Source organism: Neorhizobium sp. P12A (assembly GCF_008365395.1).
Lineage (GTDB): Bacteria > Pseudomonadota > Alphaproteobacteria > Rhizobiales > Rhizobiaceae > Rhizobium.
In genome coordinates, this window is sequence record NZ_QOVX01000019.1 from 1 (window position 1) to 13414 (window position 13414).

Sequence of the window (13414 nt, forward strand, 5' to 3'; positions counted from 1 at the left end):
AGGTGTGGCACGGTGTGGCAGCCACCATTGAATTCCCATGACAATTATTCCAGACAGGTGTGGCGGAAATTTCGGGTATCCCGTTGAATAATGGCTCTTGCGAGCTTCCGGGCGAGGCCTCCAGATCAAATGCAGTTTGGTAACTGCACTCTACCTTCCCATTTCACTTCGCGGTCGCAGCCTTGAGCTTCATGATCATCGTGATCTGACTGCGAACCATGATCTTTGCACTCCGTACATCCTGGTTCATGTCGACATTGGTAGACAGGAAGCTGATGTTGCAGTCATCTGCAATTGTTTCCAGGGCCGATGCGCAGCTGCCGGAAGCGAGGCCGTAGAGCGTTTTCTGGGCGCTCTTGATTTGATCGTCGACATTGCCGTCTTCCTTCAGGGGCAGGGATAGCGAAATCCCGGACTGAACGGAAATATATCCGTCGGGAACCTGACCCGATCTGATGCCCGGATTGAATGGCAGGACGCCCTGTGCGGTGGCCGGCAACGGGGCGAAGGCAGTCAAGCTTATCACTGCAAGTATTTGGAACGATCGACGCATAGAAAACCTCCGTTTTCGTGCTCTATCGCATAAGTACTGGAAGGATGAGTGAATAGCTTATCTAAAATTGCAATTGTTTTGGAAAATCCATCAAAGATTTTATCTTTGTGCGTGCTTCAAGCAGCTCGATAGCCAAAGCTGCGTTCATGCGGCAATTGGCTGAATGAGTGCAGCTAGCGAGATTGTGTGTTGTTGCGGGGCGACGCAGCGGCATGAATTTTCCTTTGGCCTGCCGCGATGCCTTGAAAGCTGTCCCGGTGGCGATTAAGACACGGGACCATAACAGGCAACCCGGCTTTCCGATGGGGCTACAGGACATGATGGATTTCCAAGCTGCGCGCGTGAAGATGGTCGAGAACCAGATCCGGACGACGGATGTGACCTCGCACTCGGTTCTGAACGCATTTCTGACCGTGCCGCGCGAGGCATTCGTTCCGGAAAAATCAAAGCCGCTCGCCTATATCGACACCGATATCGAGATCGCGCCGGCGGCTTACGGCAACAAGCCGCGCTACATGATGCAGGCTTCGCCGCTTGCCAAGCTTCTTCAGCTGGCTGGCGTCGGCAAGGACGATGTCGTCCTCGATGTCGGCACCGGCACAGGTTACACGGCTGGCCTTCTTTCGCTGCTCGCCGGATCGGTCACCGCTCTCGAAAGCGATGAAGCGCTTGCCGCCAAGGCCAAGGAAACGCTGACTAGCCTCGGCTACGCCAATGTCGCCGTCGTGACCGGCCAGTTGGAAAAGGGCCATCAGGCGGTCGCTCCCTATGATCTGATTTTCATCGACGGAGCCGTCGAAGAAGTTCCGGAAACGCTGCTCGGCCAGCTTCGTGACGGCGGACGTCTTCTGGTCGTCAAGGGTTATGGCAATGCCGCCCGTGCCACCGTTTTCACCCGCGAGCGCGGCGCTTTCTCGGAAAACGTCTTCTTCAACGCCTCCGTCAAGCCGCTTCCGGGCTTTACCAAGGTCAAGGAATTCGTTTTCTGATCGCTCTTTGGCGTTTTCAGCGCTCTACGATCGGACGCTTCGGCGTCCGTTTTCGTTTCTGGAAGGCGGCAATTGGGCCGTAATGCAGGCTCGATAGACCGATAACAAAACTGTGCATCACCGGATTTACTTGATTTCCGGTCATTTTTTTCATGGGGTGGGTATCATAAGGTGGCGGTGATTCGAACGCCCCTTTTGATTAGGCATTCGGTCGCTATTTCGGGCAACGGGGATGAATATGGCTCAGCCAAATGTAGCGCGTGAACCGTCCATGGAAGAGATTCTGGCGTCGATCCGCAAGATCATCGAAAGCAATGAACCAGGTGCCGGCAAGTCGATTTCGGCATCGCTGCCACCCGTCTACGCAGCGTCGAATGACGACGACAGCATCCACCTGACTGTCGATGATGATCTGGAAGAAATGCCGCTCGACGACGTTCCCCCAACATCCATGCCGGATCCGCGCTTCGTCGCCGCAAATTCTTCCGGTGCTGTCCGCGAATCGGAAGAGCCGGCCCGTACGATGTCGCTTGCCGATGTTGCGGCGCGGGTGCGTGCCGCTTCCGAACGGAACAGCTCTCAGCCGGGTGCCGTGCGCGAGATGCCGCCGCAGCGGGAATTGCCGCCGGCCATGGCAGCCCGCTTTGCCGAAGTTCGCCGTGAGCCGATTGCGCCTCCTCCGTTGCGCGCCGTCACGCCAGAGTTCCCGTCGCCCTTGTCGCTCGTTGCGACGCCCGCGATCGAAGAAATCCCCCAGGCGCCGGCTCCGGTCGTTGATCTGCCCGCGATCGTCGAGCTGCAGCTGATGGACAGCGAGCCCTCGGAGCCTCTCTCCGAGCAGTTACCGGCAACGGAAATGAGTGTGGTCGAACCAAGCCCGATGCCGGTCCAGCAAGAGATGCAGGTAGCCGAAGAGCTTGCTTTCTCGCCTGCGCAGCCGGAATTACCGAAGATGCTGATGTCGGAAGCAGCGGGCCAGCAGGTGGCTCGCTCCTTCGAAGATCTCGTTGCGGCGATCGATGGCGCCGAGCGCCGGTCGCTCGACGAGATTGCGCAGGAAATGCTGCGGCCGATGCTGCAGGAATGGCTTGACGACAATCTGCCGACGCTGGTCGAGCGTCTCGTGCGCGAGGAGATCGAGCGGGTGGCGCGCGGTCCCCGTCGTTGATTTTTCCGGCCAGGCATCCATGCGCCGCTCCGGTCTCCGGGGCGGCTTTTTTATTGACTTGCCAGCGACCATCCTATTTACAACCCTGCACCAAGAACCCTCCAGAACCGGTCCAAAAATGCTCGACAAGACCTACGATTCCGCCGCCGTTGAACCGAAAATCGCTGCGAAATGGGATGAGGCCGATGCTTTTCGCGCTGGCGTGAACGCCAAGCCGGGTGCGGAAACCTTCACGATCGTCATCCCGCCGCCGAACGTGACCGGTTCGCTGCACATGGGGCATGCGCTCAACAACACGCTCCAGGACATCATGGTCCGTTTCGAACGGATGCGGGGCAAGGACGTGCTGTGGCAGCCGGGCATGGACCATGCCGGCATCGCCACACAGATGGTCGTTGAACGACAACTGGCCCAGAAGCAGTTGCCGAACCGGCGCGACATGGGCCGCGACGCTTTCATCGAGAAGGTCTGGGAATGGAAGGCGGAATCGGGCGGGTTGATCTTCAACCAGCTGAAGCGCCTGGGAGCCTCGTGCGATTGGTCGCGCGAGCGCTTCACCATGGACGAAGGTCTTTCCGAAGCTGTCCGCGAAGTCTTCGTCACCCTCTACAAGGAAGGCCTGATCTACAAGGACAAGCGCCTCGTCAATTGGGACCCCAAGCTGCTGACGGCGATTTCCGACCTCGAAGTCGAACAGGTCGAGGTCAACGGCAATCTCTGGTATCTGCGCTATCCCTTGGAAGAGGGCGTCACCTACAAGCATCCAATCGCTTTCGATGAGGACGGCAAGCCGACGGAATTCGAAACGCGCGACTATCTCGTCGTCGCCACGACCCGTCCGGAAACCATGCTCGGCGATACCGGCATCGCGGTTCATCCTGATGACGAGCGGTACAAGTCCATCGTCGGCAAGCATGTCATTCTGCCGATCGTCGGCCGCCGCATTCCGATCGTTGCCGATGAGTATCCGGATCCGACGGCAGGGACCGGCGCGGTCAAGATGACGCCCGCGCACGACTTCAACGACTTTGAGGTCGGCAAGCGCGCGGGCCTGCGCGCCGTCAACGTTCTGACCATTGATGGCCGCATTACGCTTAAGGACAACGAAGAATTCCTCGAAGGTCTTGATCATCCGGCAGCGCTGCATGGCGCCTGGGACGAACTTGAAGGCAAGGATCGCTTCGAGGCGCGCAAAATCGTCGTTCGGATCTTCGAGGAGGCCGGTCTTGTCGACAAGATCGAGCCCCACAAGCACATGGTTCCCCATGGAGATCGCGGCGGTGTGCCGATCGAACCGCGGCTGACCGAACAGTGGTACGTGGACGCCAAGACGCTTGCCGAGCCGGCAATCGACTCCGTTCGCGAAGGCCGCACCAAGTTCGTTCCGAAGAACTGGGACAAGACCTATTACGAGTGGATGGAAAACATCCAGCCCTGGTGCATCTCGCGCCAGCTCTGGTGGGGACACCAGATTCCTGCCTGGTACGGTCCGGATGGCCAGGTCTTCGTCGAGAAGACGGAAGAGGAAGCGCTTCAGGCGGCCATCCAGCACTACCTTTCGCACGAAGGGCCGATGAAGGCCTATGTCGAGGACCTGCTCGAGAACTTCAAGCCCGGCGAGATCCTGACGCGTGACGAGGATGTGCTCGACACCTGGTTCTCTTCTGCGCTCTGGCCGTTCTCTACGCTTGGCTGGCCGGAGGAGACGCCGGAGCTTCAACGCTATTATCCGACGAACGTTCTGGTAACCGGCTTCGACATCATCTTCTTCTGGGTTGCCCGCATGATGATGATGGGCCTGCACTTCATGAAGGACGAAGACGGCGAGCCCGTCGAGCCGTTCAATACCGTTTATGTTCACGCGCTGGTGCGCGACAAGAACGGGCAGAAAATGTCGAAGTCCAAGGGCAACGTCATCGATCCGCTCGAACTCATCGACGAATATGGCGCCGATTCACTGCGGTTCACGCTTGCGATCATGGCAGCGCAGGGCCGCGACGTGAAGCTCGATCCAGCGCGTATCGCCGGCTACCGCAACTTCGGCACCAAGCTCTGGAATGCCACGCGCTTTGCCGAGATGAACGGCGCCAAGAGCGATCCGCATTTCGTGCCGGAAGCCGCCGAGCTGACGATCAATCGCTGGATCCTGACGGAACTCAATCGCACCATGCGTGATGTGACCGAGGCGCTGGAAGCCTATCGCTTCAACGACGCCGCCGGTGTGCTCTACCGCTTCATCTGGAACCAGTTCTGCGATTGGTATCTCGAACTGCTGAAGCCGGTCTTCGGTGGCACGGATGAGGGCGCCAAGACGGAAGCGCAGTCCTGCGCTGCCTACGTGCTGGAAGAGACCTACAAGCTGCTGCATCCCTTCATGCCTTTCATGACGGAAGAGCTCTGGGCGCATACGGCGGGCGAGGGGAAGGAACGCGATGGCCTGATTTGCCATGCGGACTGGCCAGCTCCGTTCTATGCCGACGATGTCGCCGCCGACGAAATCAACTGGTTGATCGACCTGGTCTCGGGCCTGCGCTCGGTCCGTTCGGAAATGAACGTTCCGCCCGCAGCAACGGCGCCTTTGGTCGTCATCGGCGGCAATAACCTGACGCGCGAACGCTTGTTCCGCCATGATGCGGCAATCAAGCGGCTTGCGCGCGTCGAGGATATCTCTCTTGCCGATACGGCGCCGAAGGGTGCTGCTCAGATCGTTGTTGGCGAAGCGACGGTTTGCCTGCCGCTCGGCAGCCTGATCGATCTTGCCGCCGAAAAGAGCCGCCTCGAAAAGGCTATCGGCAAGGGAGAGGCGGAAATCGCCCGGATCGTCGGAAAGCTCTCCAACGAGAAGTTCGTGGCCAACGCCAACCCTGAAGTCGTCGCGGCCGAACGCGATCGTCTTGTCGAGCTGGAGAGCCAGCGCGAAAGCCTGCAGGTTGCGCTTGCCAGGGTCAGTGAAGCCGGCTGATCTCCCGGCGCAGTTTCCTCAAAAAGGGCATGGAGCGAAAGCTTCATGCCCTTTTGATTCTGGCTGGCAGAGAAGCACCCATAGCCCCGCTAGAACTCACGCAGCGCAGATCCATCCCTGCATTGCTTCAGGCTGGCACATGTTCAGGGGATTACCCCTAAATAGGTATGGCGATTTGAAAAAGAAAAGTGTTGTCAGATTGTTACAGAACGGTCGTAACTGAGAATGAGAATCTAGTCCGAGCCTGTTTTGAGTATTAGAGAAGCAAAAAACGTTTAAATTTTTTTACTTCCAGTCGTGAAAATCATTTTTTTACGCAAGTCGGTCAGTATGTCGCAACTCGGCGAAGGGTCCCGTCACATTGCCAATTCTGGTTACGGGCTTAAACACTGACCCAAACAAAAGTTCGAGTGGGGGAAAAATGGGATACCGCGTACCGTCCAGTGGCGTATTGACGCTAGTCATCTGTTCCGCGTTCGCCAATACGGCCTTTGCCGGCGGGCTTGAGCGCGGTGGCTACGACATCGATCTCCTGTTCGATAAATCGCGCTATGCCTTCGAGGCAGGCGTGACCTATGTCATGCCGGATCGCAGGCTGAAGAACGCCCACGACGTGAACCCTGCTGATGGCGACCTCAACGGACGCTCCAGTTCGGTTCGCGATACCGAAAATTATGCCGTTCCCTATTTCGGCGTCAAAATCGGCCTTACCGACGATATCGACTGCTTGGCGGATTACTCCGAGCCGTTCGGCGCGCATTCCAATCCGGGAACGAACTGGGCCGGCGCGAATTACGATGTCGAGACGAAGCTCAAGACGCATAACTACGGCCTGACGTGCTCTTACAAATTCGATGCCGGTCCAGGCGATATCCGCCTGATCGGCGGCGGATTCTATCAGGAGGTTGAGGGCTTTAAGGAACAGGTCGTTCTGCCTGCCGGTACGCCACTCGGCCCCGGCATATTCAATCCCTCCGACGATACCGGAACGCTCAACGTTCAGGATCACGGATGGGGCTGGAGAGGCGGCCTCGCCTATGAGATCCCGGAATATGCTTTCCGCGCCAGCCTGATCTATAACAGTCAGGTCAAATACGACGGTCTTTCCGGAACAGTCGATCTTACGAGCGTTCCGGCAGTACTCGGCGCCCCTTTCGGTGTCGTTACGCCGGTTTACGGCCAGGCAACTGCACCGGATTCTCTCGAACTGAAGCTGCAGAGCGGTATTGCGCCAGACTGGCTGGCCTTCGGCTCCGTCAAGTGGACTAATTGGAGCGTTCTCCAGAGCGTTCCCTTCTGCGCGACGGCAACGCGCGGTATCGTGTCCTGCGTGCCTGGCAGCGCCGCAAAGATTACGTCGCTTGATCTGCTCTATCGTGATGGCTGGACGATCACGGGCGGTGTCGGCCATCAGTTCAATGACAAGTGGAGCGGTGCCGTCAGCCTGACATGGGACCGCGGTACCGCCGCGATGGATTACGGTATTGCCTCCGACACCTGGACGCTCGGCGCCGGCGTCTCTTACAAACCTACCGAGCATGTCGAGTTCAGGTTTGCCGGTGCAGTCGGCCTCCTGACCAGCGGCCATTCCGGAACCGTCGTCTCCAACGGCGTGACCTACGGTAATGACGTAACGTATAGCTACGGTAATGATTTCGTCGGGGCGCTCTCCACCTCGATGAAGGTAACGTTCTGATCCCATAATTGTCTGCTTCCGGCCGCGCGCGGAGCCTTGCTATCGGGCTCCGTTGCCGCCGCTCATCCTGCGCGCCATTAGACTCTTGTGACGATTCAGCAACACTTATTCCCAACAGTTTGCAGGGGCTTATCCGGCGCCAGATTTGTCCATTTCCCGCCACAAAGAGGGCGCAGCGATATTAGCGGGCTTGGGGCGAGCCATCGGAAAGTGCGTAAAAGTCAAATGGGTCAGTTTTTACCGGAACAAAAATACCATTTCGCGATCGAAGCCAGCGTTGCTTCGATGATGCGGGAATCTGGTTCCGAACAGGCAAAAAATTGGTGCCAGACGGCTTTTCGGTCGCTTCTTCTGAAAATGGTTGGACGTGCTTTGCCGGTGCTGGAAGTCCGTCCCAGCAGGGCATACGCAGGTTTAGCCACAATTTCACGATATGCTGAAAAATGTGGCGGGCGACATGAAGTCGACGCCGCAGGAACGACAGGAAATGCACACTCTGCAGCCGGCTTTTCTGCAGCGCGGGTGGGGGTGCAAGTCAATTCGTCTCTCATGGAGACATGGGCTGGTCGCACCGCGAGAGCTTCCTTGATCGGAGCCTTAGCTGGTTTGCGCGCCTCTGGAGAATACGTCCGGATGTCCACCGGTGCAGTAGGGCGCACTGGGGCAGATGCGGATGGAGCGAAAGAAATCGACTGTTATGTTTAGGTTCGAGTTCATATCTGTCAGACTTATGCTTTTGGGCATGTCCATTGCCGTCGGGGCGGCTGTGGCCGAACCCGCAAAAGCATTCGACATCAATGCCGGCGTCACCAAGGAATCCGGGCCTTTCGATCTCTTCAAATTCGGCTTCAAGGCCTACAAGAACGGCCAGAAGGAAGAGGCCGTGGAGGCCTACAAATATGCGGCGGAGAAGGGCCATACCGGCTCTCGGTGGGCGCTTGCAAACATGTACGCTGATGGCGACGGCGTCGCGCAGAATGATTTCGAGGCTTTCAAGATCTATAGCGAAATCGCACAGCAGGGCGTCGAGCCGGGATCGGAGGATACCGGCTTTTTTATTAACGCCCTCCTGGCGCTTGCGAACTACTACAAGCACGGCATCCCCGGCAGCCCGGTCAAGATTGACCTGAACCAGGCGCGGCAACTCTACTTCCAGGTTGCTTCCACCTTCGGCGTTGCAGAGGCTCAGTTCCAGCTTGCACAGATGATGCTCGCAGGCGAGGGCGGCGCACCCAATGTCTTGCAGGCAAAGAAATGGCTGAACCAGGCGCGCAAGAGCGGCCATCCCGGCGCAATGTCGGTCTTCGGCAACATTCTCTTCCAGGAAGGTCAGTCGATACGCGGTCTTGCTTTCATGACGGCTGCGCTCGACAAGTGCGCGTCAAAGGATTGTCCGTGGATGGAAGACCTGCAGGAACAGGCCTTCTCGCTGGCAAGCGAAAACGACCGCCGCGTGGCGGTGTCCATGGCGCATCAGCTTGATGTCGCCGGCAACGAATAAGTCAGGCCCTTCGGCTTCAGGCCGCGAAATCGAAATGCGCGATAACAGGCACGTGGTCGGACGGCTTTTCCCATGCGCGGACATGCTTCTCGATCGCAGCGCTCGTCATGCGATCGGCAGCTTCCGGTGACAGCATCAGGTGATCGATGCGGATGCCGTTGTTCTTCGGCCAGGCGCCGGCCTGATAATCCCAGAATGAATAGAGCTGCACGGCATCCGTCGTCGCGCGGATGGCGTCGATGAAACCCAGATTCTCCAGCCGACGGAATGACTGACGCGTTTGCGGCAGAAACAGCGCATCGTTCGCCCAGACCTTGGGGTCGAAGCAGTCATGCGGCTCCGGGATGACATTGTAGTCGCCAGCCAGGATCAGCGGTTCCTCCAAGGCAAGGCGACTGGCCGCGAATGTCCGGAGCCGCTCCATCCAGCCAAGCTTATAGGGGTATTTTTCCGTATCGACCGGATTGCCGTTCGGCAGATAGAGACAGCAGACTCGGAGAGCACGGTTCCCCGGAACCGAGAAAACAGCCTCTATGAAGCGAGCCTGCTCGTCCGCGTCGTCACCGGGCAGACCGCGATTGACCTCGTCGGGCTTGGCTTTTGAGAGGATCGCTACGCCATTGAAGCCCTTCTGGCCATGCGTTTCGACGTGATAGCCGAGCGCTTCGATCTCCAGCCGCGGAAAGCCTTCGTCGACCGTCTTGATTTCCTGCAGGCAGACGACATCCGGATCGGAATCCTTGAGCCACTGGCAAAGGTTTTCAATGCGAGCCTTGACGCCGTTGATGTTCCAGGTAGCGATCTTCATGGACGAATTTCCCTCATTCGCCTTTCCTTTTAGCCACATGGAAACGACAAGGCTATCCGCTTTCTGGCGTAAGCTCCACCTTTCCATAGGTCATGACAAAACGGCCGGACATATCGATGTCCGGCCGTTTCGATCCATGCGCAAGGATGGTGTTAAATGGAGAAACTCGTTCCGCAGCCGCAGCTTGCGACGGCGTTCGGATTCTTGATCTGAAACGATTGGCCAAGAAGGTTGTCGACGAAGTCGATCTCGGAGCCAGCCATATAGATCAGCGACAGCTTGTCGATCAGGACAGTCGCGTTGCCTTTCTCGACGACGATATCGTCGTCCTGCGGCCCTTCCGCGAGATCGAACTTATAGGAGAAGCCGGAACAGCCTCCACCTTCGACTGCGACGCGCAGGGCGCTCTTGCCGGCTTCTGCACCGACGATTGCCGCGATTCGCTTTGCCGCTGCATCTGAAAGGGTTACATTCGTATCTGTCATGCTTTCCTCCTGCCGGGGTCAAGATCCGGAGAGAACCAATATTTGTCGTTGCGTTTCAAACGACTGATATTCAGTGCCTTTATCATGAACCGACAGAAGGCGACAGCGAACAGTTTATGCCGAAAGGCATGGCCGCTTTGCTGTTTTTCATGACTATAGGTATGAAGGCTGAGAAGCGACGTCAATGGGCGTTGCCAGTGTGGTATGAAGAATGACGATTGACAGGCATGCATTGGGTTTTGGGTATGGCGAGAGGGCCGTTTACGCATCGGATCCCTGGACAACGCGTGGAAGGCTCTATCCGGAATCATCCAGTCCTACGCGCTCCGACTTCCAGCGCGACCGCGACCGCATCGTCCATACGACCGCCTTCCGCCGGTTGAAGCACAAGACCCAGGTCTTCATTGCCCAAGACGGCGATCATTATCGCACGCGCCTTACGCATACGATCGAGGTGGCGCAGGTCGCCCGCGCACTCGCCCGCGCGCTCAAGCTCGACGAGGATCTTGCCGAGGGCGTGGCGCTGGTGCACGACTTCGGCCACACGCCTTTCGGTCATACCGGCGAGGATGCGCTGCACGACGTGCTGAAACCCTATGGCGGTTTCGACCACAATGCCCAGTCGCTGCGCATCGTCACCAAGCTGGAACGGCGCTATGCCGAATTCGACGGCTTGAACCTGACCTGGGAGACGCTGGAAGGCTTGGTCAAGCATAATGGGCCGCTGTTGACGGCCGATGGGAAGGGGACACGCGGGCCGGTGCCGCAACCCATCCTCGATTATTGCGAAATCCACGATCTCGAGATCTCGACCTATGCCAGCCTCGAGGCGCAGGTTGCCGCTATCGCCGACGATATCGCCTACAACACCCACGATATCGATGACGGTCTTCGTTCCGGCTATCTCGATTTCGATATGCTTGAGGATATTCCGTTTCTGGCAGGGCTGATGGCCGAGGTGAGGGATCGTTATCCCAATCTGGAGGCCAGCCGCTTCACCCACGAGATCATGCGCCGCCAGATCACGCGGATGGTCGAGGACGTGATTTCAGTCTCCCAGGCCGCTTTGGCCGAGATCCGGCCTCAGAATGTGAAGGGGATCCGCAGCGCGGACCGAGTCGTCGCCGCCTTTTCGCCGGCCATGGCCGAGACGGACAAGCTGATCAAGCAGATGTTGTTCAAGCGCATCTACCGTCATCCTGATATTATGCGCATACGCGCAGGCGCTGCCCAGATCGTCACCGACCTGTTTCAGGCCTACATGAATGACCCGCGTGAGATGCAGAGCCACTACTGGGTCGATCATATCGCCGGCCTCGCCGATGCAGCCAAAGCCCGCCACGTTGGCGACTATCTTGCGGGCATGACCGATACTTATGCCATCAGTGCCCACAGGCGCTTGTTTGACCAGACTCCGGATTTGCGATAGGCAGCGGTCGCCGGACGACGTTGCTCGGCACAGCCTTTGCATGGAAACAACGATGAACCTCTTTACCGACTTCGAAGCCAGAATTAAGAACGCCCTTGAACAGATTGATATCGTCAAGGAAAAGCGATCCGAGCTCGATTTCGGCCGCATCGCTGTCGAGCCGCCACGCGACCCCAGCCATGGCGATGTTGCAACAAATGCCGCCATGGTGTTGTCCAAGGCGGTCGGAACCAATCCGCGCGCCCTTGCCGACATCATCAGCGCCAAGCTGAAGGAAGATGCCGACATCGCCGACGTCTCGGTGGCCGGGCCGGGTTTCATCAACATCCGTCTGTCCGTCCGTTACTGGCAGGGCCTGCTTGCCACCATGATCAACGAAGGCGAAACCTTTGGTCGCTCCAAGGTCGGCGCCGGTCACAAGGTGAATGTCGAATACGTCTCCGCCAATCCGACGGGACCGATGCATGTCGGCCATTGCCGCGGCGCCGTGGTCGGTGATGCGCTTGCAAACCTGCTCGGCTTTGCCGGCTATGACGTCACCAAGGAATATTACATCAACGACGCCGGCTCGCAGATCGATGTGCTGGCCCGTTCCGTCTTCATTCGTTATCGCGAGGCGCTCGGCGAACAGGTGGGAGAAATCCCTTCCGGCCTTTATCCGGGCGATTACCTTGTTCCCGTCGGCAAGGCGCTGGTGGAGGAGTTCGGCACGAAGCTGCGCGGCATGCCGGAAGAGCAGTGGATGCCCATCGTGAAGGAGCGGGCCATCGATGCGATGATGGCGATGATCCGCGAAGATCTGGCGGCGCTGAACGTTCGCCACGACGTGTTCTTTTCCGAGCGGACGCTGCATGCCAATGGCGCAGCATCCATCAGAACAGCCATCAACGATCTGACCTTCAAGGGATATGTCTACAAGGGGGCGCTGCCGCCGCCGAAGGGACAATTGCCGGAGGATTGGGAAGATCGCGAACAGACGTTGTTCCGTTCGACGGAGGTCGGCGACGACATCGATCGGCCGCTGATCAAGTCGGATGGCTCCTATACTTACTTTGCCGCCGACGTTGCCTATTTCAAGAACAAGTACGACCGCGGCTTCAGCGAGATGATCTACGTGCTCGGCGCCGATCACGGAGGCTATGTCAAGCGTCTGGAAGCCGTGGCGCGGGCGGTTTCGGACGGTCAGTCGAAGCTGACGGTCTTGCTTTGCCAGCTGGTCAAGCTGTTCCGGAATGGCGAGCCGGTGAAAATGTCGAAGCGCTCCGGCGACTTCGTTACGCTGCGTGACGTGGTCGATGAAGTCGGCCGCGATCCCGTCCGTTTCATGATGCTCTATCGGAAGAATTCGGAGCCGCTGGATTTCGATTTCGCGAAGGTCACCGAGCAGTCCAAGGACAATCCGGTCTTCTACGTGCAATATGCGCACGCCCGCTGCATGTCCGTGTTTAGACAGGCAAAAGAGGCATTTCCGGACCTCGACGTCGGGCCGGCAGATCTGTCGAAAGCCATTGCCGGCGCGATCTCCGATCCGGCCGAATTGCAGCTTGTCGCGAAGCTTGCAGAATTCCCGCGAGTCATAGAAGCTGCAGCCCAATCGCAAGAGCCGCATCGCATTGCTTTTTATCTGTATGACTTGGCCGGTTCCTTCCACGGACACTGGAACAAAGGTAAAGATTTACCGGAATTACGATTTGTTAATGATAAAAACCGAGAATTGAGCATTGCCAGACTTGGGCTGGTGTACGCCGTCGCGTCGGTTTTGAAGTCAGGTCTTGGTATAACCGGGACCGAAGCCCCGGCTGAGATGCGATAAACGTCACCAT

The 13414-nt window shown here is 58.0% G+C and carries 11 protein-coding genes; 7 read left to right on the plus strand and 4 right to left on the minus strand.

Annotated features, from left to right (window positions below):
* Nucleotides 1-163 precede the first annotated feature (163 nt).
* Nucleotides 164-517 (minus strand): hypothetical protein, encoded by a 354-nt coding sequence (locus DTW90_RS29880; protein WP_246665111.1) that lies wholly within the window; start codon nt 515-517, stop codon nt 164-166.
* A gap of 353 nt (nt 518-870) precedes the next feature.
* Between DTW90_RS29880 and DTW90_RS29885 the strand changes: the two genes are divergently transcribed.
* Entirely contained in the window at nt 871-1542 is a 672-nt protein-coding gene (locus DTW90_RS29885; protein WP_188080105.1) for a protein-L-isoaspartate O-methyltransferase, read from the plus strand.
* 16 nt (nt 1543-1558) lie between these two features.
* On the opposite strand, the gene DTW90_RS37325 is transcribed toward DTW90_RS29885, so the two are convergent.
* Nucleotides 1559-1696 carry a hypothetical protein gene (locus DTW90_RS37325; RefSeq protein ID WP_188080102.1) on the minus strand — a complete coding sequence of 46 codons (138 nt, stop codon included), beginning with the start codon at nt 1694-1696 and terminating at the stop codon, nt 1559-1561.
* Nucleotides 1697-1780: 84 nt separating this feature from the next.
* Between DTW90_RS37325 and DTW90_RS29890 the strand changes: the two genes are divergently transcribed.
* The 4 genes from DTW90_RS29890 to exoR all read left to right on the plus strand — a co-directional run bounded on the left by DTW90_RS29890 (nt 1781) and on the right by exoR (nt 8869).
* Nucleotides 1781-2710, plus strand: coding sequence for a DUF2497 domain-containing protein (locus tag DTW90_RS29890; protein WP_149343124.1), 930 nt, complete (start codon nt 1781-1783; stop codon nt 2708-2710).
* 118 nt (nt 2711-2828) lie between these two features.
* Entirely contained in the window at nt 2829-5672 is a 2844-nt protein-coding gene (locus DTW90_RS29895; protein ID WP_149343125.1) for a valine--tRNA ligase, read from the plus strand.
* A 421-nt stretch (nt 5673-6093) separates the two neighbouring features.
* A complete protein-coding gene (locus DTW90_RS29900; RefSeq protein ID WP_149343127.1) occupies nt 6094-7368 on the plus strand; it encodes an OmpP1/FadL family transporter in 1275 nt (424 codons plus the stop codon).
* 697 nt (nt 7369-8065) lie between these two features.
* Complete coding sequence (gene exoR / locus DTW90_RS29905) at nt 8066-8869, plus strand: exopolysaccharide production regulator ExoR (protein WP_149343129.1); 804 nt, start codon at nt 8066-8068, stop codon at nt 8867-8869.
* Nucleotides 8870-8885: 16 nt separating this feature from the next.
* Here exoR and xth read toward each other — a convergent pair whose 3' ends face one another.
* Complete coding sequence (gene xth, locus DTW90_RS29910) at nt 8886-9677, minus strand: exodeoxyribonuclease III (protein WP_132516501.1); 792 nt, start codon at nt 9675-9677, stop codon at nt 8886-8888.
* A gap of 152 nt (nt 9678-9829) precedes the next feature.
* Nucleotides 9830-10162 carry an iron-sulfur cluster insertion protein ErpA gene (gene erpA / locus DTW90_RS29915; protein ID WP_132516500.1) on the minus strand — a complete coding sequence of 111 codons (333 nt, stop codon included), beginning with the start codon at nt 10160-10162 and terminating at the stop codon, nt 9830-9832.
* Nucleotides 10163-10373: 211 nt separating this feature from the next.
* Here erpA and DTW90_RS29920 point away from each other — a divergent pair, with 211 nt between their 5' ends.
* Together DTW90_RS29920 and argS are read left to right on the plus strand one after the other, a co-directional pair.
* Nucleotides 10374-11591 (plus strand): deoxyguanosinetriphosphate triphosphohydrolase, encoded by a 1218-nt coding sequence (locus DTW90_RS29920; RefSeq protein ID WP_149343131.1) that lies wholly within the window; start codon nt 10374-10376, stop codon nt 11589-11591.
* A gap of 52 nt (nt 11592-11643) precedes the next feature.
* Nucleotides 11644-13404 (plus strand): arginine--tRNA ligase, encoded by a 1761-nt coding sequence (gene argS / locus DTW90_RS29925; RefSeq protein ID WP_132516496.1) that lies wholly within the window; start codon nt 11644-11646, stop codon nt 13402-13404.
* Nucleotides 13405-13414 lie beyond the last annotated feature (10 nt).

Excerpts from the sequence above, each read along its gene's own strand:
- DTW90_RS29895 (WP_149343125.1), top strand. The coding sequence starts at position 2,829 with ATGCTCGACAAGACCTACGATTCCGCCGCCGTTGAACCGAAAATCGCT.
- DTW90_RS29900 (WP_149343127.1), top strand. The coding sequence starts at position 6,094 with ATGGGATACCGCGTACCGTCCAGTGGCGTATTGACGCTAGTCATCTGT.
- exoR (WP_149343129.1), top strand. The coding sequence starts at position 8,066 with ATGTTTAGGTTCGAGTTCATATCTGTCAGACTTATGCTTTTGGGCATG.
- argS (WP_132516496.1), top strand. The coding sequence starts at position 11,644 with ATGAACCTCTTTACCGACTTCGAAGCCAGAATTAAGAACGCCCTTGAA.
- DTW90_RS29885 (WP_188080105.1), top strand. The coding sequence starts at position 871 with ATGATGGATTTCCAAGCTGCGCGCGTGAAGATGGTCGAGAACCAGATC.
- DTW90_RS37325 (WP_188080102.1), bottom strand. The coding sequence starts at position 1,696 with ATGAAAAAAATGACCGGAAATCAAGTAAATCCGGTGATGCACAGTTTT.
- DTW90_RS29920 (WP_149343131.1), top strand. The coding sequence starts at position 10,374 with ATGACGATTGACAGGCATGCATTGGGTTTTGGGTATGGCGAGAGGGCC.
- DTW90_RS29890 (WP_149343124.1), top strand. The coding sequence starts at position 1,781 with ATGGCTCAGCCAAATGTAGCGCGTGAACCGTCCATGGAAGAGATTCTG.
- xth (WP_132516501.1), bottom strand. The coding sequence starts at position 9,677 with ATGAAGATCGCTACCTGGAACATCAACGGCGTCAAGGCTCGCATTGAA.
- erpA (WP_132516500.1), bottom strand. The coding sequence starts at position 10,162 with ATGACAGATACGAATGTAACCCTTTCAGATGCAGCGGCAAAGCGAATC.